The sequence below is a fragment of the Streptomyces sp. NPDC018029 genome, assembly GCF_044327655.1.
Lineage (GTDB): Bacteria > Actinomycetota > Actinomycetes > Streptomycetales > Streptomycetaceae > Streptomyces.
In genome coordinates this window covers 562,680-585,306 of record NZ_JBIRFV010000001.1, presented here as the reverse complement: position 1 = coordinate 585,306, position 22,627 = coordinate 562,680, and the positions used below count along the sequence as shown (strand labels likewise).

Genomic DNA, 22,627 nt, shown 5'->3' with positions numbered 1-22,627 from the left:
AGGACCACCCAGGGGCGCGGGGAACTGCGCGAGCAACCCCCACCGGCCCGCAGACGACAAAGGGCACCCCGCGCCGCAGGCTCACGCCGCGGTCATCACCCGCTCGAGCCCGTCGAAGTCCTCCACGCACTTCCCGCACCCCATCGCGACGCTGTCCAGCGGATCGTCGGCGACGAAGACGGGAATTCCCGTGCCGGAGGCGATCCGCAGGTCGAGCCCCGGCAGCAGCGCACCGCCGCCGGTCAGCACGATCCCGTGCTCCATGATGTCGCCGGACAGCTCCGGCGGGCACTCCTCCAGAGTCGCCTTCACCGCGGCGATGATCTGCTCGACGGGCTCGTCCAGCGCGGCCCGCACCTCACGCGCGGTGAGGTCCACGGTCTTCGGCAGCCCGCCCACCTTCTCCCGCCCGCGCACGGTGAACGTCCGCATCTCCAGGGCGTCGTCGCCCGGCACCGGCCACGCCGACCCGATGGCGACCTTGATGTCCTCGGCGGTGCGCTCCCCGATGAGGAGCGTGTGCTCCTTGCGCACGAAGTCGGTGATGGCCGAGTCCAGCCGGTCACCGCCCACCCGCAGCGACTGGGCGGTGACGATGCCGCCCAGCGAGATGACGGCGACCTCGGTCGTCCCGCCCCCGATGTCGACGACCATCGACCCCCGGGGCTCGGAGACCGGAAGCCCCGCCCCGATGGCCGCCGCCATCGGCTCCTCGATGAGGTGCACGGCCCGCGCCCCGGCCCGCTGCGACGCGTGCACGATCGCGCGCCGCTCGACGGGCGTGACCCCGCTCGGCACGCACACGACCATGCGCGTACGGGGCCGGCGCCCCGGCAGGGCCTTCCGCACGAAGTGCCGGATCAGTTCTTCCGCGGCTTCGTAGTCACTGATCACGCCGTCCCGCAGCGGGCGGATGGCGGTGATGGACCCGGGCGTCCGCCCGATGGTCTCCTTGGCCTCCGCCCCCACGGCGAGCACCCCGCTCTTGCCGCCCCGGTCGGCCCGCACGGCGACCACGGACGGCTCGTTGAGCACGATCCCCTTGCCGCGCACGTAGAGGAGTGTGTTCGCAGTGCCGAGGTCGATACCTATGTCCATGATCGCCAAGTTTGCCCGGCGGCCGCCCGAAGCGGAGGGACCAAAGTCCCGAATCGGACGGGTCTAAAGTCCCGACGAGTGGATCCTGGGCCGTCTCGGAGGTCCTGACGGCGAGTGTCGGTGCCGCTCCGTAGACTGGCGTACGTGAGTGATCTCCCCCCGTACGACGACAGCGCCGACCGACCCGCCGACGGCGACCCCTTCGACGAGATCGTCGGTGCCGAGACGGACCGCGACCCCGACCTCGCGGTGATCGAGGCGGGCAGCCGTACCCTCCGCGCCCAGGGGGGCCCGCCGCAGGGTGACGTCCCCACGCGCCCCACCGATCCGGAGGTGGACAGGGCGTTGCGCGAGGTGGAGACGGAGCTCGCGTCCCGCTGGGGCGAGACCAAGCTGGAGCCCTCCGTCAGCCGCATCGCCGCCCTGATGGACGTCCTGGGCGAGCCCCAGCGGGCGTACCCCTCGATCCACATCACGGGGACGAACGGCAAGACGTCCACGGCCCGCATGATCGAGGCGCTGTTCTCCGCCTTCGAGCTGCGCACCGGCCGGTACACCTCGCCCCACGTCCAGTCGATCACCGAGCGCATCAGCCTGGACGGCGCCCCCGTCGAGGCCGAGCGCTTCATCGAGACGTACAACGACATCAAGCCGTACGTCGAGATGGTCGACGACCGGCAGGAGTACCGCCTCTCCTTCTTCGAGGTCCTCACCGGCATGGCGTACGCGGCCTTCGCGGACGCCCCGGTGGACGTGGCCGTCGTCGAGGTCGGCATGGGCGGCAGCTGGGACGCGACGAACGTGATCGACGGCTCGGTCGCCGTCATCACCCCCATCGACCTGGACCACACGGACCGCCTGGGCTCCACGCCGGGCGAGATCGCCAAGGAGAAGGCCGGCATCATCAAGCCGGACGCGACGGTGATCATGGCCCAGCAGCCGGTGGACGCCGCGCAGGTGCTCCTGAAGAAGGCCGTCGAGGTCGACGCGACCGTGGCCCGCGAGGGCCTGGAGTTCGGCGTCGTCGCCCGCCGGGTCGCGGTCGGCGGCCAGCTCCTGACGCTCCGCGGACTCGGCGGGGAGTACGAGGAAATCTTCCTGCCCCTGCACGGCGAGTACCAGGCGCACAACGCCGCCGTGGCGCTCGCCGCCGTCGAGGCGTTCTTCGGCGTCGGCTCGCAGCACGCGCGCACGCTGGACATCGACACCATCCGCAAGGCCTTCGCCTCGGTCTCGTCGCCGGGCCGCCTGGAGGTGGTGCGCCGCTCGCCCACCGTCGTCCTCGACGCCGCGCACAACCCTGCGGGCGCCCGCGCCACCGCCGCCGCGATCAGCGAGGTCTTCGACTTCAGCCGGCTGATCGGCGTGATCGGCGCGAGCGACGACAAGGACATGAAGGGCTTCCTCGAAGCCTTCGAGCCGATCTTCACCGAGGTCGTCGTCACGCAGAACTCCAGCCACCGCGCGATGGACGCCGACACGCTGGCCGCGCTCGCCGTGGAGGTCTTCGGCGACGAGCGCGTGCAGGTGGAGCCGCGCCTGGACGACGCGCTGGAGGCGGCGATCACCCTCGCCGAGGAGGAGGGGGAGTTCGCCGGCGCCGGCGTGCTCGTCACTGGTTCCGTCATCACGGTCGGCGAGGCCCGACTGCTCCTGGGGAGAGGCTGAATTCCTGTGCGTATGCTCTGCGCTTCGACGCTGATCGGCGAGTTCTTCGTCATCGGCTTCGCGGGTCTGGTCGCCATGAAGGACGACGACCTGTCCATGGGCACGGTCTGGACGGTCTGCGGCATCGCGATGCTGCTGAGCCTCCTGCTCTGCGGCATGATCACCCGGCCCGGCGGCATCCAGCTCGGCTGGGCCCTGCAGATCGCGCTGATCGCCAGCGGTTTCGTGGTGCCGACGATGTTCTTCCTGGGCGCGGTGTTCGCCGCCCTGTGGTGGGCGTCGGTCCACTTCGGACGCAAGATCGACGAGGCGAAGGCGCGCTTCGCGGCCATGGCGGAGGGGCAGCCGGAGGCCGGAGGTAACGCCGCGTAGCCGACCCCGGTATCGTGCGGCCCAATCCCCCGTGATCGCAGAGATCGTACGAACACCTCTTGGAGCCGCACATGAGCCAGCGCACCCTCGTCCTGCTGAAGCCCGACGCCGTCCGTCGCGGCCTGATCGGTGAGATCATCGGCCGCATCGAGCGCAAGGCGGGCTGGACGATCTCGGCGCTGGAACTGCGCTCGCTGGACCAGGAGACCCTGGAGCAGCACTACGGCGAGCACAAGGGCAAGCCCTTCTACGAGCCGCTGGTCGCCTTCATGTCGTCCGGTCCCGTCGTGGCGCTCGTCGTCGAGGGCGAGCGGGTCATCGAGGGTGTCCGCGCGCTCGCCGGGCCGACCGACCCGATCGCCGCGGCGCCCGGTTCGATCCGCGGTGACTTCGGCACGATCGTCCGGGAGAACCTGATCCACGCCTCGGACTCGGAGGAGTCCGCCGAGCGCGAGCTGAAGATCTTCTTCCCGGGCGTCGCCTAGTCCACAGGACGAGAGTCCGAAAGTGCGACATACGGTTTTCTGACCGCACGTCAGCAGCGCGCCGCCCGCCCCTGGACGGCCGAAGGAATTCGGCCGTCCTTTGGCATATGCGCCCCAATTGGGGGAACCCGTGCCTCCGATGGCACGTCTCCAAAGGCGAGGCGGCACATCATCTGCTGACAATGGCGAAGACCCTCGCGCCGTCTTCGCGCGGCCGAGACTACGATGGAAGCCTCCACTGCCACTCAGCACCCACCTCGCCTACCTAAAAAGCCATCACAAGCTCCAATAGGGAAGGCCAGACGCATCCTCATGGGGAACAACATGTCGTTCATCGGCCGTGACATGGCTGTCGACCTCGGGACCGCCAACACGCTGGTGTACGTCAGGGGTCGGGGGATCGTACTCAACGAGCCGTCCGTCGTCGCGATCAACACCAACACCGGCGGCATCCTCGCGGTCGGTGCGGAAGCCAAGAAGATGATCGGGCGCACCCCCGGCAACATCGTCGCCGTGCGTCCGCTGAAGGACGGCGTGATCGCCGACTTCGAGATCACCGAGCGGATGCTCCGCTACTTCATCCTGAAGATCCACAAGCGGCGCTACCTGGCCCGCCCGCGCGTGGTCGTCTGCGTGCCCTCCGGCATCACGGGCGTCGAGCGCCGCGCCGTCATCGAGGCCTCCTCGCAGGCCGGCGCGCGTCAGGTGCACATCATCGAGGAGCCCATGGCCGCGGCCATCGGTTCCGGCCTGCCGGTCCACGAGGCCACGGGCAACATGGTGGTCGACATCGGCGGCGGCACCACCGAGGTCGCCGTCATCTCGCTCGGCGGAATCGTCACGGCACAGTCGATCCGCGTCGCCGGCGACGAGCTGGACAACGCGATCATCCAGCACATCAAGAAGGAGTACTCCCTCCTCCTCGGCGAGCGCACCGCGGAGCAGATCAAGATCACCATCGGTTCGGCGTACGACATGGACGCCGACGAGCACACCGAGATCCGCGGCCGCGACCTGGTCTCCGGGCTGCCCAAGACCGTCGTCATCTCCGCCGCCGAGGTCCGCAAGGCCATCGAGGAGCCGGTCAACGCGATCGTCGACGCGGTCAAGACCACCCTCGACAAGTGCCCGCCCGAGCTGTCGGGTGACGTCATGGACCGCGGCATCGTGCTGACCGGTGGCGGCGCCCTGCTGCGCGGCCTCGACGAGCGGCTGCGCCGCGAGACCGGCATGCCGATCCACATCGCCGAGGACCCGCTGGACAGCGTGGCGCTCGGCTCCGGCAAGTGTGTCGAGGAGTTCGAGGCGTTGCAGCAGGTGCTGGACGCCCAGCCGCGCAGATGATCTGACGCGAGAACATCCGCCGTACGAGTGCCTGCCACTTCGTGCGGCGGATCGTTGATATAGAGGCAAGACACACAATTCCCGCAAGGCACGACAATTCCCCAGAACCTCGTGGAACCCGCAGTTTCCACGGAATCCGATTGAGGAAGGCACGCCGCCGCACGTGAGGGACACACGAGAGAGCCGGCTGCTTCTTGTGCTGCTGGTCGCCATCGCGTTCGCTTTGATCACGGTGGACATCCGCGGCGGTGAGGACTCGCCGGTCGACGGCGCCCGCCAGGCCGCCGCCACGGTCTTCGGTCCGGTCGAGGAGGGCATGTCCTCCGCCGTCGACCCGATCGGGAACGCCATCGGCGCGGTCCGCGACTCGGGCGAGCGCCACAGCCGCATCGCCGAACTGGAGCGCCAGAACGCCGCGTTGAAGGCCAAGCTCGGCAGCGACGACCGCAACCGCAGCCGCGTGCGCCAGCTCGACGGCATGCTCAAGAAGGCGGGCGCCGGACAGTACGGCATCAAGGGCGCCGAGGTCATCGGGATAGGAGCGGCCCAGGGCTTCTCCTGGACCGTGACGATCGACGCCGGCGCCAAGGACGGCATCAAGCGCGACATGACCGTCCTGAACAGCGACGGCCTGGTCGGCCGGGTCACCACGGTCGGCCCGGGCACCGCGACCGTCCTGCTCGCCAACGACCCCGACTTCACCGTCGGCACCCGCATGGAGAAGACCGACGAGCTCGGCTTCGCCACCGGACAGGGCGACCGTCCGCTCTCCGTCCAGCTGCTCAACGGCAAGGCCGAGGTCAAGAAGGGCGACCGGCTCGTCACCTTCGGCTCGCAGAAGGACCGGCCGTTCGTGCCGGGCGTCCCGGTCGGCGAGGTCGTCCGCGTCGACCCCTCGGGCGGCGACCTCACCCGCAACGTCTTCGTGAAGCCGTACGTCGGGTTCACCAAGCTCGACATCGTCGGTGTCGTCGTCGAGGCGCCCCGTGAGGACCCGCGCGACACGGTCCTGCCGAAGAAGCCCGAGAAGCCCAAGCCGACCCCGACGGTGACCGTGACGGCCACCCCGTCGGGACAGCCCCCGGCCGACGGCGCCGCCGCCGACGAGCAGTAGGAGACCGGACCCATGCGCTTCAACCGAATCCTGCTGTCCACCACACTGGTCGTCGTCGCCCTGGTCATCCAGGTCAGCGTCCTGGCCCGGCTCCAGCTGCCGGGCGCCGTGCCCGACCTGGTACTGCTCACCGTCCTCGGCCTCGCCCTCGTCTACGGCCACGTCGGCGGCGCCCTCGTCGGCTTCGGCGCGGGCCTCCTCGCCGACCTGGCCCCGCCCGCCGACCACGCCGCCGGGCGGTACGCCCTGGTGCTCTGCGTCATCGGCTACCTCGCGGGCCTCGCCAAGCCCGACGGCGGCAGACTCCGCTCCGCCACCGGGCCGCTCGTCGTGGTCGTCAGCGCCGCCATCGGATCGACGCTGCTCTACGCGGGCGTCGGCTCCCTCGTCGGCGACACCGCAGCCCGCCACGTGGGCCTGGTCGGGCTGCTGTTCACCGCCGCGCTCTACGACCTGCTGCTCGCGCCCTTCACGGTGCCGCTGATCATCGCGCTCGCCCGGCGCGCCGACAACGACCCGCTCGGGGAGAACGGACCCGCCAACAAGGCGGCCGACGTCTCCTCCGGCTGGCTCTCGTCCGGCACCGGTCTGCGCATCGGCGACCAGCGCGGCGGCGGCCTGCGGGCGAAGGCGGCCAAGGCCCGAGTCGCCCGCGCCGGACGCATCAAGGGGGTCAAGCGCCTGTGACCAACATCCCCGAGACGGGGCGCACGCCCCGCGTGCAGATCCGTCTCGTCATCATCCAGATCCTCGTCGTCTCCCTCCTCCTCACCCTCGGCGGCCGCCTCTGGTACCTCCAGATCCGCAACGGCGACGAATACGCCGAAGAGGCCTCCGGCAACCACGTCCAGCAGGTCGTCCAGCCCGCCGTGCGCGGCTCGATCCTGGACGCCCGCGGCGTGCCGATCGCCGACAACGAAACGCGGCTCGTCGTCTCCGCGTCCCGCACGGACCTGATGAAGATGAAGGACGACGGCAAGGCGGTCCTCGCCAAGCTCGCCGACGTCCTGGAGATGGAGCCCAAGGAGGTCTCCGACAAGGTCCGCCTCTGCGACTCCAAGACGCCGCAGCCCTGCTGGAACGGCTCGCCGTACCAGCCGATCCCGATCACCGACGAGGCGACGCCCAAGCAGGCCCTGCAGATCCGCGAACGCTCCGAGGACTTCCCCGGCATCACCGCCGAACCCACCGCGGTCCGCCGGTACGCGGCCCCCGGCAAGTCCAACACCGCGCAGGTCCTCGGCTACCTCTCGCCCGTCACCGACGAAGAGATCAAGAAGGCCGAGCACACCGACTCGCCGTTCCTCCGCTCCGACCAGGTGGGCCGCTCCGGCCTGGAGCGGACGTACGACAAGCAGCTGCGCGGCAAGGCCGGCGTGACCCGCTACGAGGTCGACAACCTCGGCCGCGTCATCGGCAAGGCCGAGTCCGACGCGGCCCAGCCCGGCGCCAACGTCGTCACCAGCATCGACGCGCGCGTGCAGGCCGTCTCCGAGTACTGGCTCAACGACGCGATGAAGAAGGCGCGCCAGGAGTTCGACAAGAACACCGGCGAGAACTACAAGGCCGACGCGGGCGCCGTCGTCGTCATGGAGAACAAGACGGGCCGCGTCGTCTCCATGGCCTCCAACCCGACGTACGACCCGAACGCCTGGGTCGGCGGCATCTCCGGCAAGGACTACGCCAGGCTCACCGGCAAGAAGTCCAACTACCCGCTGCTCAACCGCGCCATCCAGGGCCAGGCGGCCCCCGGCTCCATCTTCAAGGTCATCCCGACGACCGCCGCGGTCAACGCGGGCTACGACTTCAACGGCCGCTACCCGTGCCCCAGCTCCTACTCCATCGGCGGCCAGACCTTCAAGAACTTCGAGTCCAAGGGCCACGGCTCCATCACCCTCGGCCAGGCCCTCGAGGTCTCCTGCGACACCGTCTTCTACAAGCTGTCGCACGACCAGTGGGCGAAGGACGGCGGCAACAAGCCGAAGAAGGACGCCAAGGACTGGTTCTACAAGACCGCCCACCAGTTCGGCCTCGGCAAGGAGACCGGCATCGACCTGCCCAACGAGGTCACCGGGCGCGTCCCCGACCGCCAGTGGAAGAAGGACTACTGGAAGGCCAACAAGGACGCCTGGTGCAAGCAGGGCAAGAAGAGCGGCGGCGACTACGCCGAGCGCATCGCGTACGAGAACTGCCTCGAAGGCATGAAGATGCGCGCCGGTGACTCCGTCAACTACTCCATCGGACAGGGCGACACGCTCGTCACGCCGATACAGATGGCGACGATCTACAGCGCCATCGCCAACGGCGGCACCATGTACGACCCCACCGTCGGCAAGGCGATCATCAGCGCCGACGGCAAGCGGATCGAGGAGATCAAGCCGAAGTCGCACGGCAGGCTGCCGATGGACGCCAAGCTCCGCGACGACATAGACGGTGCCCTCGCGGACGTCGCGACGCGCGGTACGGCCGCGTGGCGGTTCGGCGGCTGGCCGCAGGACAAGATCCCGATGCACGCCAAGACGGGTACCGCCGAGGTCTACGGCAAGCAGACCACCTCGTGGTTCGCGACGTACACCAAGGACTACACGATCATCATGACGATCTCCCAGGGCGGTACGGGTTCCGGTGCCTCAGGACCCGCCGTCCGCAAGATCTACGACGCGATCTACGGCCTGGACGAGAACGGCAAGCAGGACCTGAAGAAGGCGCTCCTGCCCGAGCCGCAGAAGTCCCTGCCCAAGATCAAGGGCGACGGCTCGATCCACTCCCCGAAGATCAAGCCGTACAAGCCCGAGCCGCCCAAGGAGCCGGCCGAGCAGCAGGAGCTTGCCGGTGCCCCGGCGAACTGGAGGCGGGACTGATGACCGGAAGTGGCTTCTCCGTCTCCGGCTACGGACCCGAGCGCTCCGGCATGTCGCGGCTCCTCGCCCGCGACTCGGTGGTGCGCAGGCTCGACTGGGTGATACTGCTCTGCGCCCTCGCGCTGTCCGTGATCGGCTCCGCGCTCGTCTACTCGGCGACCCGCAACCGCACGGAACTCGTCGGCGACGACCCGTACGCCTTCCTGCTCAAGCACGTCATGAACATCGGCATCGGGCTCGCCCTGATGGCCGGCACGATCTGGCTCGGCCACCGCACCCTGCGCACGGCCGTGCCGATCCTCTACGGCATCTCCGTCTTCCTGGTGCTGCTCGTCCTCACCCCGCTCGGCGCCACCATCAACGGCGCCCACGCGTGGCTCGTGATCGCGGGCTTCTCGCTCCAGCCCTCAGAGTTCGTGAAGATCACGATCATCCTGGGCATGGCGATGCTGCTCGCGGCGCGCGTCGACGCCGGCGACCGCGAGCACCCCGACCACCGCACGGTGGTGCAGGCCCTCGGCCTCGCCGCCGTCCCGATAATGATCGTCCTGCTCATGCCCGACCTCGGCTCGGTCATGGTGATGGCGATGATCGTGCTCGGCGTGCTGCTCGCCTCCGGCGCCTCCAATCGCTGGGTGTTCGGACTGCTCGGCGCGGGTGTCGCGGGCGGCATCGCCATATGGCAGCTGGGCGTCCTCGACGACTACCAGATCGCCCGTTTCGCCGCCTTCGCCAACCCCGCCCTCGACCCGGCGGGCGTCGGCTACAACACCAACCAGGCGCGCATCGCGATCGGTTCGGGCGGCCTGACCGGCACCGGACTGACCAAGGGCTCCCAGACCACCGGCCAGTTCGTCCCCGAGCAGCAGACCGACTTCGTCTTCACCGTCGCGGGCGAGGAGCTCGGCTTCGTGGGCGCGGGCGCCATCCTGGTCCTGCTCGGCGTCGTCCTGTGGCGCGCCTGCCGCATTGCCCGCGAGACCACCGAACTCTACGGCACGATCGTCGCGGCGGGCATCATCGCGTGGTTCGCCTTCCAGGCCTTCGAGAACATCGGGATGACCCTCGGCATCATGCCGGTCGCGGGCCTGCCGCTGCCCTTCGTGAGCTACGGAGGCTCGTCGATGTTCGCGGTCTGGGTGGCGGTCGGACTACTCCAGTCGATCAAGGTGCAGCGGCCGATGTCCGCGTAAGCCGTCGCCGGAAGTCCTGTCGCGGGCATGTTTGGCCTCGCGTTTCGCGTCTAGATTCAATTCATGGCGGAGACGAAGCGCGAGATCGAGCGGAAGTACGACGTCGGGGCGGGCGCGGCGCTGCCCGACCTGTCGGGCGTCGCCGGGGTCGAGGACGTCGTCGACAGAGGCGTCGTCGAATTGGACGCCGTCTACTGGGACACCCCCGACCAGCGCCTCGCCGCGGGCTCGGTCACGCTGCGGCGGCGCACCGGCGGGGACGACGCGGGCTGGCACCTGAAACTGCCGGTGTCCCTCGCGGAGGGCGTGCGCGACGAGATCCACGCCCCGCTCTCGGACACGGTGCCGCGCGCCCTCTCCGGCCTCGTGCGCTCCCGGGTGCGCGAGGCCGAACTTGTCCCCGTCGTCAGGCTCCGGTCCGCCAGGAACCTGTGCCACCTCCTTGATGCCGAGGGCACCCTGCTCGCCGAGGTCAGCATCGACGGCGTGCGGGCCGAACGGCTCGACGGCGGCACCGGCACCGCCGAATGGTCCGAGGCCGAGGTGGAACTGGCGGACGGCGGCGACCCCGCGATCCTCGACAAGATCGAGAAGAAGCTGAAGAAGGCCGGCGCGCGCCGCTCCTCCTCACCGTCGAAGCTGGCCAGGGCCCTCGCCGAGACCGCTCCGAAGCAGAACGGGACGGAGCGGGCCGAGCCCGAGACCGCGACCCGCAGCGGCAAGAAGGCCGGCAAGAGCGAAGCCGTGGCCCACGTGGTCCGCGAAACCGTCGGGGAAGGCCCCGGAACCGCGGGCGACCACGTCGTCGCCTACCTCCGCGCCCAGCGCGACGCGATCGTCTCGCTCGACCCCGCCGTCCGCCGCGACCTGCCCGACTCCGTGCACCAGATGCGAGTGGCCACCCGACGGATGCGGAGCGCACTCAAGTCGTACCGCAAGTTCCTGGACCGGACGGTCACCGATCCCGTCGGCGACGAGCTCAAGTGGCTCGCGGGCGAACTCGGCGTCGACCGCGACCAGGAAGTCCTCGCCGAGCGGCTCACCACCCGCATCGACGCGCTGCCCAGGACCCTGCTCCTCGGCCCGGTCCGCGGACGGCTCCGCATCTGGAGCGTCGCCCGCCGCGCGGGCTCCCGCCGCAGGACCGTCGCCGTGCTCGACAGCAAGCGCTACCTCGCCCTCCTGGACACCCTCGACGCCCTCCTTGCCGCGCCCCCGCTGCGCCCCGCCGCCTCCGCCCCACCCGCGAAAGCGCTCCCCAAGGCCGCCCTCAAGGACTACGCCCGCCTCGCCGCCCGCGTCGAGCACGCCCTGGAGCTGCCCCCGGGCAAGCAGCGCGACGTCGCCCTGCACGACGCCCGCAAGGCTGCCAAGCGCGCCAGGTACACGGGCGAGTCGGCGGTGCCCGCGCTCGGCAAGCCCGCCAAGCGGTTCGCCAAGAGGATGAAGGCCGTGCAGAGCGTGCTCGGCGACCACCAGGACAGCGTCGTCGCGCGGGAGGCCCTGCGCGCCCTGGCGATCCAGGCGCACCTCGCGGGGGAGTCCGCCTTCACCTGGGGCCTGCTGTACGGCCAGGAGGAGGCGGCGGGCGCCGACCGGGAGCGCGAGCTGCCCGAGGTGTGGGCCGAGGCGTCCCGGGCGAAAGTGCGGGCGGCGCTGGGCGGGTGAACGCCGGGGTACGCTTGATGGTCACCCCTGCCCGCTCATGAAGGTTCGCGATGTCTGCCGAGTCGGTCTTCCCACAGCTCGAAGCTCTGCTCCCGCATGTGCAGAAGCCCATCCAGTACGTCGGCGGTGAGCTGAACAGCACCGTCAAGCCGTGGGAATCCTGCGACGTCCGCTGGGCGCTCATGTACCCGGACGCGTACGAGGTGGGCCTGCCCAACCAGGGCGTCATGATCCTCTACGAGGTCCTGAACGAACGCGAGGGCGTGCTCGCCGAGCGCACCTACAGCGTCTGGCCCGACCTGGAGGCCCTGATGCGCGAGCACCAGGTGCCCCAGTTCACGGTGGACAGCCACCGCCCCGTCGGCGCCTTCGACGTCTTCGGGCTCAGCTTCTCCACCGAGCTGGGCTACACCAACATGCTGACCGCCCTGGACCTCGCGGGCATCCCGCTGGAGTCCAAGGACCGCACCGTCGACCACCCGATCGTGCTCGCCGGCGGCCACGCGGCCTTCAACCCCGAGCCGATCGCCGAGTTCATCGACGCCGCGATCATCGGCGACGGCGAGCAGGCCGTGCTCGACATGACCGAGATCATCCGGGCCTGGAAGGCCGAGGGCCGTCCCGGCGGCCGCGAGGAGGTCCTCTTCCGCCTCGCCAGGACCGGCTCGGTCTACGTCCCGGCGTTCTACGACGTCGAGTACCTCCCGGACGGCCGCATCGGCCGCGTCGTCCCGAACCGCAGCGGCGTGCCGTGGCGCGTGTCCAAGCACACCGTCATGGACCTCGACGAGTGGCCCTACCCCAAGCAGCCCCTCGTCCCGCTCGCCGAGACCGTCCACGAGCGCATGTCCGTGGAGATCTTCCGCGGCTGCACCCGCGGCTGCCGTTTCTGCCAGGCCGGCATGATCACGCGCCCCGTGCGGGAGCGAAGCATCACCGGCATCGGCGACATGGTCGAGAAGGGTCTCAAGGCGACCGGCTTCGAAGAGGTCGGCCTGCTCTCGCTCTCCTCCGCGGACCACAGCGAGATCGCCGACGTCGCGAAGGGCCTCGCCGACCGGTACGAGGAGGACAAGATCGGCCTGTCCCTCCCCTCGACCCGCGTCGACGCCTTCAACGTGGACCTGGCCAACGAACTGACCAGGAACGGCCGCAGGTCGGGCCTGACCTTCGCCCCCGAGGGCGGCTCCGAGCGCATGCGCAAGGTCATCAACAAGATGGTGTCCGAGGAAGACCTCATCCGCACCGTCTCGACGGCGTACGGCAACGGCTGGCGCCAGGTGAAGCTGTACTTCATGTGCGGCCTGCCCACCGAGACCGACGAGGACGTCCTGCAGATCGCCGACATGGCGACGAAGGTCATCCAGAAGGGCCGCGAGGTCTCCGGCTCGAACGACATCCGCTGCACGGTGTCGATCGGCGGCTTCGTGCCCAAGCCGCACACCCCCTTCCAGTGGGCGCCGCAGCTCTCCTCCGAGGAGACCGACGCCCGCCTGGAGAAGCTCCGCGACAAGATCCGCGGCGACAAGAAGTACGGCCGCTCGATCGGCTTCCGCTACCACGACGGCAAGCCCGGCATCGTCGAGGGCCTGCTCTCGCGCGGCGACCGCCGCGTCGGCGCCGTCATCCGCGCCGTCTATGAAGAGGGCGGCCGCTTCGACGGCTGGCGCGAGTACTTCAGTTACGAGCGCTGGATGCGGTGCGCCGAGAAGACGCTGCCCGAGATGGGCGTCGACGTCGACTGGTACACCACGCGTGAGCGTACGTACGAAGAGGTCCTGCCCTGGGACCACCTGGACTCCGGTCTCGACAAGGACTGGCTCTGGGAGGACTGGCAGGACTCGCTCGACGAGACCGAGGTCGAGGACTGCCGCTGGACGCCGTGCTTCGACTGCGGCGTCTGCCCGCAGATGGACACGCACATCCAGATCGGCCCCACCGGCAAGAAGCTCCTGCCGCTCACCGTCGTCAAGTAGGGCCGGGAACCTCCGTTGCCCCGACTCGCCCTGCCCACCGGCCTGGTGCACCGCTCCTACCTCACCGCGATGGAGGAGTTCCGGGCCGAGGGGCGGGGCGGGCCCGACGACGACACGACGCTCGGCGCCACCCTGCGCGACTACGGCACCCGCTGGCGCGACCGGGCCGTCTTCGACGCGTACGTCGCCGAGGTCCGCGCCGCCGCGCACCCCGCCGAACCCTTCGCCGTCCCCGTCACCACCCTCTGGTACGTCGACGGCGCCGACTACTTCGGCCGCGTCAGCATCCGGCACACCGTCGCCACCCGCTTCCTGCGCGAGTACGGCGGCCACATCGGCTACGACGTCCGGCCCACCGCACGCCGCCGCGGCCACGCCACCCGCATGCTGCTCGGCTGCCTCCCGTACGCCGCCCGACTCGGCCTGGAATCCGTCCTGGTGACCTGCGACACCGACAACACCGGCTCGCGGAAGGTCATCGAGGCGGCGGGCGGCACGTTCGAGGACGAGCGGGGCGGCAAGCTGCGGTACTGGATCCGAACTGGCGCCATGAGCGTCTAGGACTACATGGACCTGGAAAAGCGGCCTCCCCAGGAGGCCGTCCCGCAGCCCTCGCCGGGGCGGACCGACCGGCAGCCCCCGCAGGCCGAGGGGTGTCTCGCCGTCGCGATCCGCATCCCGGTGCGGATCGTCGTGCTCGTGCTCGTCGTCCCCGTGCGCCTGGTGTGGGACGCCCTCGCCGTGTGCGGCCGCTTCATCCACCGCACCGTGCTGCGGCCCGTCGGACGCGCCATCGGGACGGTACTGACCTGGCTGTTCAAGGCCGTCTTCGTGTGGCCGTGGGTGGGCCTGTGGCGGTATGTGCTGGTGCCGGTCGGCAAGGGCCTCGCCTGGCTGGCCCGCATGCTTGTCGTGGTCCCCGCGGCATGGCTCTACGCGCGCGTGCTGACGCCCGTCGGGCACGGCATCGCCTGGCTCGGACGGGTCCTGTTCGTGATCCCCGCAAGGTGGCTGTACGCGCGCGTGCTGACGCCGATCGGGCACGGACTCGCCTGGCTGGCACGGCGGTTGGGCGCCGGGGCCGCCGCTGCCGGGCGTGGCATCGGTGCCGTCCTGGTGTGGCTGTTCAAGGCGGTCTTCGTGTGGCCGTGGGTGGGTCTGTGGCGGTACGTGGTCGTGCCGGTCGGCGTCGCGCTCGCCTGGCTGGTGCGGACGCTCGTCGTGGTGCCCGCGGTCTGGCTGTACCGGTCCGTGCTCACACCGGTCGGACACGGCATCGCGACGCTGCTCCGCTGGATCCTCGTCGTGCCCGCCGTCGCCCTGTGGCGGTGGGTGCTCGCCCCGGTCGGGCGGGCGATCGCCGTCGTCGCGCGGGAGGTAGGCGACGCGTTCGGACACGCCTGGCGCATCGCCGGGCACATTTCCCTCGCCGTCGGCCGGTTCCTCGGCAAGCTCCTGCGGTGGATCTTCGTTGAGCCCGTGCGGTGGGCGTACCGCTCGATCCTCACGCCCGTCGGGCACGCGGTCCGCGACGCGATATGGCGGCCCGCCGCCGCGGCGGCCCGGAGCGTCGGCCGCACGGCACGCCAGGCCCTCGCGTCCGCGCGCGACAGCGTCCGCCAGGCCAGGGCCGACGTACGGCGCATGCTCTTCGGCGCTCCGAGGGAGCCGGTGCCCGTACCGGTGGCCCGGCGGGAACCTGACGCGCCGGAGACACGTACTCTAGGTAGCAGTACGACGGCACTCATGAAGGACTGACGACACTGGGCAAGCGACAGCCCGTAGGCCCGCCGCCCGCACCCGCGGTGCAGCGCATCCGACTGCGCTACACCAAGCGCGGCCGCCTCCGGTTCACCAGCCACCGCGATTTCCAGCGCGCTTTCGAGCGTGCGCTGCGCCGCGCCGAGGTGCCCATGGCGTACTCGGCGGGGTTCACCCCGCACCCGAAGGTGTCGTACGCCAATGCCGCACCCACCGGCACGGGCAGTGAGGCCGAGTACCTGGAGATCGCGCTCACCGCGCCGCGCGACCCCGACAAGCTCCGTGAGCTCCTCGACGAGTCGATGCCCGCCGGGCTCGACATCATCGACGCCGTCGAGGCCCGCACCTCGGGACTCGCCGACCGCCTCACGGCCTCCGTCTGGGAGCTGCGCCTCGTCGGTGTGGAGCCCGCGGAGGCGGAGCGTGCCGCCGGGCTCTTCGCGGCCGCGGACAAGGTCGAGGTCCAGCGCCGCACGAAGAACGGCATGCGTACCTTCGACGCACGCGAGGCCGTCGTGAGCCTCGCACTCGCCGACGGCGAAGCAGTCGCTCACGACGCTGATAGGCCGACCGACAAGCCCTGTGCGATACTGCGGCTGGTTGTTCGGCACGTGACACCTGCCGTACGACCTGACGACGTCCTGTCCGGTCTCCGAGCTGTGGCCGACCTGGCGCCGCCGGTCCCCGCAGCGGTGACCAGGCTGGCGCAGGGGCTTTTCGATGAAGAGACCGGCACGGTGACCGACCCGCTCGCGCCCGACCGCGAGGCAGACACGGCCGCCCCACCCACGGCCGCCGTACCTGCCGCCGCGAAGGCGCCGGTGCCGGAAGGCCCCCGTTAGGGACGTACGTCGACGCGCAGCCCTCGTACTCGGGAGCCACCTGGGTCGGGCAGCGCACTGACCGAGACTTTCGCCAGGCCGTCCGCACATGGGCGTACGGAACCGGCGAGACAAGACATAGAGCTCCCGTGCGGCGCCCCGCCCCCGGATGGCGGCCCCGCGCACAGCGCGAGCCGCGGACATCACCGGACCAGGCGCGGCGCCCGGGAGCGTGACGGGAGAACAGCCCGCATGCTTGAGCCGAACGACCCCACTGAGGGTTCGCAGAACAACACCCCCAGCGACACCCTGCCGCCGCGCCGCAGGCGCCGTGCCGCGTCGCGTCCGGCGGGCCCGCCGACGGGCGCCGCCGAAGCCGCGGCCCCGGCCATAACGGCCGCCCCTGCCGCCGAAGAGGCCCCCGAGGTCGACGAGACCGAGGAGACGACCGAGGCCGCCGAGGTGTCGGCGCCGGTCGCCGAGCCGGAGCCCGAGGCCGCACCGGCCGCGCGCCCCCGCCGCCGCGCCACCCGCCGCGCCTCCGCGCCGGCCGGTACGCCGCAGGCCGCGGAGGTGACGGAGCCCGCCACCGAGACCCCCGCACCCGCCGCTGCGGAGCAGGAGAGCGCCGAGGAGGCCGCCCCGGCCGCGCGCCCGCGCCGCCGCGCGACCCGCCGCGCCTCCGCACCCGCCGGTGCCCCGCAGGCCGCCGAAGAGACGGCGACGGCTGCCGCTGTCGTGGAGACTCCCGCGCAGGCCGAGCCGGTTGCCGAGCCGGTCGCCGAGGAGGACGCGCCCAAGGGGCGCACGCGTCGCCGCGCCACCCGCACCGCTTCCGCGCCCGCCGGCACGCCGAAGGCCGCCGAGGAGACCCCCGCGCAGGCCGAGCCGGTCGCCGAGGAGGACGCACCGAAGGGGCGTACGCGCCGTCGCGCCACGCGCACCGCCTCCGCGCCGCAGCCCGTCGAGGAGACGGCCGCCGCTGTCGTGGAGACCCCCGCGCAGGCCGAGCCTGCCGCCGAGCCGGTGGCCGAGGAGGACGCGCCCAAGGGACGCTCGCGTCGCCGCGCCACCCGCACCGCTTCCGCGCCCGCCGGCACGCCGAAGGCCGCCGAGCAGGAGGTGGCCGCCAAGCTCGCCGAGCAGCCGGCCGCCGTCGAGAAGGCGACCGCCGAGAAGGCTCCGGCCGAGGACGCCGCCGAGATCGCCGACGAAGAGCCCCGTGGGCGTCGCCGCCGCGCCACCCGCAAGACCGCGGCCACCGGCTTCTCCGCGCCGTCCGGCCACAAGGCCCGCAGGGCCCAGCGCGCCGAGGAGTCCGGCGAGGACGGCGGGCGCAAGCCCCGCCCGGCCGTCGCCGTCTTCCAGGCGCCGGTGTTCGCCGAGCCGATGTTCCAGACCCCGGAGCGCGCCGCAGCGGCGGCCGCCGCCGAGGCCGCGGAGGAGAGCGCCGAGCCCGCCCCCGTGGCGGAGGAGGAGCCGACGCCGCGCAGGCGCCGCCGCCGTCGGGCCGCGGACGAGCAGCCCGCCGTCGAGGAGCGCGAGTCCGCCAGGCCCGCCAAGGCCGCCGACGAGCAGCCCGCCGACGAGCCCGAGGATGCCGCCGACCAGGCCGAGCAGGCCGACTCCGACGACGACACGGAGGAGTCCGGCGAGCGCCAGGGCCGCCGTCGCCGTCGCGGTGGCCGCCGCCGTCGCCGCGGTGACTCCGCCGACCAGGACGCCGAGCAGCACGAGTCCGCGCGCCACGCACAGGATTCCGACGACGCCCACCACGCCGACGACGACGCCGACACGGTCGCCGCCGAGCAGGCGGAGCAGGACGCCGAGGACAGCGCCGAGCAGGAGGCGGAGGACGCCGAGGAGTCGGAGTCGAACGGTTCCGGCTCCAGCAGCAGCCGTCGCCGTCGGCGCCGCCGGCGCCGCGCCGGTGACTCCGTCGAGGGCGAGCCGGCCGACGGCGACCCCGAGCGCACCGTCGTGAAGGTCCGCGAGCCGCGGGAGCGGCGCGCGAAGGACACCGAGCGCGAGCCCGGCACCGGCGCCGACGAGGTCCAGTCCATCAAGGGCTCGACCCGCCTCGAGGCCAAGAAGCAGCGGCGCCGCGAGGGCCGCGAGCAGGGCCGCCGCCGCGTGCCGATCATCACCGAGGCCGAGTTCCTGGCGCGCCGCGAGGCCGTCGAGCGCGTGATGGTCGTCCGCCAGAACGGCGAGCGCACCCAGATCGGCGTCCTCGAGGACAACGTGCTCGTCGAGCACTACGTCAACAAGGAGCAGGCCACCTCGTACGTCGGCAACGTCTACCTGGGCAAGGTCCAGAACGTGCTGCCGTCCATGGAGGCCGCCTTCATCGACATCGGCAAGGGCCGCAACGCCGTGCTGTACGCCGGTGAGGTCAACTTCGAGGCGCTCGGCATGGCCAACGGCCCCCGGCGCATCGAATCGGCCCTGAAGTCCGGCCAGTCGGTGCTCGTGCAGGTCACGAAGGACCCGATCGGCCACAAGGGCGCCCGCCTCACCAGCCAGGTCTCGCTGCCCGGCCGCTACCTGGTCTACGTGCCCGAGGGCTCGATGACCGGCATCAGCCGCAAGCTGCCCGACACCGAGCGCGCGCGTCTGAAGACCATCCTCAAGAAGATCGTCCCCGAGGACGCGGGCGTCATCGTGCGCACCGCAGCCGAGGGCGCGAGCGAGGACGAGCTGCGCCGCGACGTCGAGCGGCTCCAGGGCCAGTGGGAGGAGATCCAGAAGAAGGCGAAGGCGATCTCCACGAGCTCGCCTAGCCTGCTCTACGGCGAGCCGGACATGACGGTCCGCGTCGTCCGCGACATCTTCAACGAGGACTTCTCCAAGGTCATCGTCAGCGGCGACGAGGCGTGGGAGACCATCCACGGCTACGTCTCGCACGTCGCGCCCGACCTGGCGGACCGCCTCTCCCGGTGGACGTCCGAGGTCGACGTCTTCGCGACGTACCGCATCGACGAGCAGCTCGCGAAGGCCCTGGACCGCAAGGTCTGGCTGCCCAGCGGCGGCTCGCTGGTGATCGACAAGACCGAGGCGATGATCGTCGTCGACGTCAACACCGGCAAGTTCACCGGCCAGGGCGGCAACCTCGAAGAGACCGTGACGAGGAACAACCTCGAAGCGGCCGAGGAGATCGTGCGCCAGCTCCGGCTGCGCGACCTGGGCGGCATCGTCGTCATCGACTTCATCGACATGGTCCTGGAGTCGAACCGGGACCTGGTCCTGCGGCGCCTGCTCGAATGCCTCGGGCGGGACCGTACGAAGCACCAGGTCGCCGAGGTCACCTCGCTGGGCCTGGTCCAGATGACCCGCAAGCGCGTCGGCCAGGGCCTCCTGGAGTCCTTCTCGGAGACCTGCGTCCACTGCAACGGCCGCGGCGTCATCGTGCACATGGAGCAGCCCACCTCCGTGGGCGGCGGCGGCAAGCGCAAGAAGCGCGGCCGCGGCGGCTCCGACCACCAGGACCACGGTCACGAGCACACGCACGAGCTGGAGTCGGCGGACGACTCGGCGGAGACCGAGACCGCGGCCGAGGTCGCGGCGGAGGTGGCCGCTCCGGTGGCGCTGCCCGAGCCCGAGTTCGTCGCGGACGAGGAGCTGTACAGCAGTGCGGCCGAGGCCGAGGCGGCTGCTTCCCGCGGCCGTTCGCGGCGTCGTGCCACGCGGCGCGCGTCGGCTCCGGCGGGCGCTCCCCGTGTGGAGGCCGCTCCCGAGGAGGAGGCCGCGCAGGCCGAAGCCCCGCAGGCGGAGGCTCCCCAGGCGGACGCTCCGAAGGCCGCGAAGAAGTCCGGCAAGCGGGCGGCCAAGGCCGCCGAGCGCGCCGAGCGGGCCGCGAAGGCCGAGGCCGAGGCGGAGGCCAAGGCCACCGAGATCCCGGCCGTCGAGGCCGAGACCGCGCGCACGGTGGCTCCGGCCGTCGAGGACCCGATCGTGGGCAGCCCCGAGGCCGTCGAGGCGGCCCACGAGGCCCACGACGCCCACGAGGAGGCTCCGGCGGCTCCGGTGGACGACGCCGCGCCGAAGGGGCGTACGCGCCGCCGTGCGGTCCGCAAGGCGACGTCGCCGGCCGGTTCGCCCAAGGCCGCCGAGGGCGCTGCGGGCGCCGACAGCGCCGAGGTGGTCGTGGAGGCCCCCAAGGCCGAGCCGGTCGCCCCTGCGGTCACCGAGCCGGTGTCCGAGCCCGTCGCCGAGGCGCCCGTCGCCGACGCCGCGCCGCCGCGTCCGCGCCGCCGTGCGGTGCGCAGGGCCACCGCGCCGACCGCGTCCGCGGAGGCGGCCATCGTGGTCGTCCCGTCGGCGGAGAAGGCCGCTGAGAAGCCCGCCGAGAAGCCGGCCGAGGCCGAGCAGGCCGGTACGGAGACCGAGGCCCCCGCCGAGGAAGCCGCTCCGGCCAAGAAGACGGCGCGCAAGGCGGCCAAGAAGGCGCCCGCCAAGAAGACGGCGGCCACCAAGACGGCAGCCAAGAAGACCGCGGCCAAGAAGACGGCCGCAAAGAAGACGACGGCCAAGAAGGCGTCGAAGGCGACGGCGAAGAAGGCCGCGGCGGCGGAGCAGACGCCGTCCGGCGTCTCCGCGAGCGCGACCAGCGAGGACTGACCTCTTCGCGACCGGTGCCCCCCGCTCGGCGAGAACGCCGGGCGGGGGGCACCGCTGTGTCCGGGAAACGGCGTCGCACACCCCGAAAGCGTGAAGTGGGAGGGCCCTCCTTGGAGCTCCGGGGGGATACCTGTAAAACTCATGCGGTCTGATGAACGAACAGGGACGTGTGCGTGCGTTTGGGGAGACTGCGCGCCTTCGTCAGGGGAGGGATGACATATGGCGCACGGGCGCCTGCGAGGCACGGGACGGCACCGTGCGGTGAAACCGGTCAAGGGTGGCCGCCAGGCGGTGGCCCTGGCCACGGTCCTCTCGGCGGCGGGAATCCAGGCAGCGGGCTCTGTGGGGACCGCGTCGGCGGACCCGCTGCCCACCTGGACGGAGGGCCCGATCTTCAACGATCCCAAGGGCTCCGTCGACCAGCAGCACGCCATCAGGACCCGGCTGATCGAGCTGACGAACGCCGCCGTGCCCGGCTCGACGATCAAGGTCGCGGTCTACCACGTCTGGGAGGCGTCGGTCGTCGATGCGCTCGTCGCCGCCAAGAGGCGCGGCGTGCGCGTGCAGGTCCTGCTCGACGAGACGAGCAGGAGCGACCGGCCGACGAACACCTCGTACAACACGCTGAAGTCGGCACTCGGCACGGACAAGACCAAGTCGTCGTTCGTGTCCCTCTGTCCGACCGGCAAGTCCTGCCTGGGCAACCCCCAGTACGGCAAGTCGATCATGCACAACAAGTTCTGGCTGTTCTCGGAGGTCGAGGGCGCCAGGGACGTGGTCGTGCAGACCACGTCGAACTCGACGCCGTCGGCGCACACGAAGTTCTTCAACGACGCGCTGCTGCTGCCGGACAACCCCGCCATGTACGACGCGTACGCGGAGTACTTCACGGACATGCTCGGCAAGCGCTGGGCGGACTGGGACTACCGCACGGTCAGCAGCGGCCGCTACAAGGCCTACTTCTTCCCGCGCAACGGCACGGTCAACGAGACCGACACCATGTACTCCGTCCTGAACAACGTGAAGTGCACGTACAAGGACTCGGCGGGCGTGACGCAGCACACCAAGGTGCGCGCCGCCATCTTCAAGATCACGCGGAAGCAGATCGCCGACAAGCTCGTCTCGCTGAAGAAGGCCGGCTGCTCGGTCAGCATCCTGTACGCGGAGACCGACAGCGCCAAGAGCCAGGGCGGCACCCCGGGCACCTGGGAGCAGCTGCACACGTCGGGCGGCCCGTCCGTGCGCTGCTACAACGACGACCGGGACCCGCTGCACCCCGGCTCCCGCCTCACGACGCCGTACATCATCCACTCGAAGTACCTGCTGGTCGACGGCGTCTACGACGGCAAGCGGAACAAGGTCTCCTTCACGGGCTCGCAGAACTACACCGCGCCCGCCCTGCGGGAGAACGACGAGGCGATCGTCAAGATAGACGACGACTCGGTGCACGACACCTACCGCTCGCACTTCGACCGCACGCGGGCCGTGGCCTGGCCTGGCAGCGCCGACAAGACGGACCTGTGCAAGGGCGTCAAGCCGCTGCCGCCGGACGGTGAGAATCCGGTCAGGTGAGCTGGGGTACGGGGCCGGTTTGACCCGCCAGGACCGGCCCCGTAACATTGACCGTCGGCGTGTTCCTATGCACG

16 protein-coding genes are annotated in these 22,627 nt (G+C 71.1%); 15 read left to right on the top strand and 1 reads right to left on the bottom strand.

Annotated elements, in window-relative coordinates:
* Positions 1-81 precede the first annotated feature (81 nt).
* Positions 82-1,098, bottom strand: coding sequence for a rod shape-determining protein (locus tag ACH4D5_RS02570; RefSeq protein WP_398297757.1), 1,017 nt, complete (start codon positions 1,096-1,098; stop codon positions 82-84).
* Positions 1,099-1,242: 144 nt separating this feature from the next.
* Here ACH4D5_RS02570 and ACH4D5_RS02565 point away from each other — a divergent pair, with 144 nt between their 5' ends.
* From ACH4D5_RS02565 to ACH4D5_RS02495, 15 genes are all read left to right on the top strand, one after another.
* Positions 1,243-2,766, top strand: coding sequence for a bifunctional folylpolyglutamate synthase/dihydrofolate synthase (locus ACH4D5_RS02565; protein WP_398297755.1), 1,524 nt, complete (start codon positions 1,243-1,245; stop codon positions 2,764-2,766).
* A gap of 6 nt (positions 2,767-2,772) precedes the next feature.
* Positions 2,773-3,138, top strand: coding sequence for a DUF4233 domain-containing protein (locus tag ACH4D5_RS02560; RefSeq protein ID WP_398297753.1), 366 nt, complete (start codon positions 2,773-2,775; stop codon positions 3,136-3,138).
* Positions 3,139-3,209: 71 nt separating this feature from the next.
* Entirely contained in the window at positions 3,210-3,623 is a 414-nt protein-coding gene (gene ndk, locus ACH4D5_RS02555; RefSeq protein ID WP_127911807.1) for a nucleoside-diphosphate kinase, read from the top strand.
* 324 nt (positions 3,624-3,947) lie between these two features.
* Positions 3,948-4,967, top strand: a complete 1,020-nt coding sequence (locus ACH4D5_RS02550; RefSeq protein WP_030362602.1) for a rod shape-determining protein — start codon at positions 3,948-3,950, stop codon at positions 4,965-4,967.
* Between the two features lie 163 nt (positions 4,968-5,130).
* Positions 5,131-6,081, top strand: a complete 951-nt coding sequence (gene mreC, locus ACH4D5_RS02545) for a rod shape-determining protein MreC (protein ID WP_398297751.1) — start codon at positions 5,131-5,133, stop codon at positions 6,079-6,081.
* Positions 6,082-6,093: 12 nt separating this feature from the next.
* Positions 6,094-6,768 carry a rod shape-determining protein MreD gene (gene mreD, locus ACH4D5_RS02540; RefSeq protein WP_398297749.1) on the top strand — a complete coding sequence of 225 codons (675 nt, stop codon included), beginning with the start codon at positions 6,094-6,096 and terminating at the stop codon, positions 6,766-6,768.
* Complete coding sequence (gene mrdA, locus ACH4D5_RS02535) at positions 6,765-8,942, top strand: penicillin-binding protein 2 (RefSeq protein WP_398297747.1); 2,178 nt, start codon at positions 6,765-6,767, stop codon at positions 8,940-8,942. Before mreD ends, mrdA begins: the two co-directional genes overlap by 4 nt.
* On the top strand, positions 8,942-10,135 hold the full coding sequence (gene rodA / locus ACH4D5_RS02530) for a rod shape-determining protein RodA (protein WP_398297745.1): 1,194 nt from the start codon (positions 8,942-8,944) through the stop codon (positions 10,133-10,135). Before mrdA ends, rodA begins: the two co-directional genes overlap by 1 nt.
* A gap of 63 nt (positions 10,136-10,198) precedes the next feature.
* Positions 10,199-11,803, top strand: a complete 1,605-nt coding sequence (locus ACH4D5_RS02525; RefSeq protein ID WP_398297743.1) for a CHAD domain-containing protein — start codon at positions 10,199-10,201, stop codon at positions 11,801-11,803.
* 50 nt (positions 11,804-11,853) lie between these two features.
* A complete protein-coding gene (locus tag ACH4D5_RS02520) occupies positions 11,854-13,779 on the top strand; it encodes a TIGR03960 family B12-binding radical SAM protein (RefSeq protein ID WP_398297741.1) in 1,926 nt (641 codons plus the stop codon).
* A gap of 15 nt (positions 13,780-13,794) precedes the next feature.
* Positions 13,795-14,340 (top strand): GNAT family N-acetyltransferase, encoded by a 546-nt coding sequence (locus ACH4D5_RS02515; protein ID WP_398297739.1) that lies wholly within the window; start codon positions 13,795-13,797, stop codon positions 14,338-14,340.
* 6 nt (positions 14,341-14,346) lie between these two features.
* The gene (locus tag ACH4D5_RS02510; protein ID WP_398297737.1) at positions 14,347-15,537 is read left to right on the top strand and encodes a hypothetical protein; all 1,191 of its coding nucleotides are present in this window, start codon (positions 14,347-14,349) and stop codon (positions 15,535-15,537) included.
* 47 nt (positions 15,538-15,584) lie between these two features.
* Positions 15,585-16,382 (top strand): TIGR03936 family radical SAM-associated protein, encoded by a 798-nt coding sequence (locus tag ACH4D5_RS02505; RefSeq protein WP_398297735.1) that lies wholly within the window; start codon positions 15,585-15,587, stop codon positions 16,380-16,382.
* Between the two features lie 231 nt (positions 16,383-16,613).
* Positions 16,614-20,981, top strand: coding sequence for an Rne/Rng family ribonuclease (locus ACH4D5_RS02500; RefSeq protein ID WP_398297733.1), 4,368 nt, complete (start codon positions 16,614-16,616; stop codon positions 20,979-20,981).
* A gap of 219 nt (positions 20,982-21,200) precedes the next feature.
* Complete coding sequence (locus ACH4D5_RS02495) at positions 21,201-22,553, top strand: phospholipase D-like domain-containing protein (RefSeq protein ID WP_398297731.1); 1,353 nt, start codon at positions 21,201-21,203, stop codon at positions 22,551-22,553.
* The last annotated feature ends 74 nt before the right edge of the window (positions 22,554-22,627 follow it).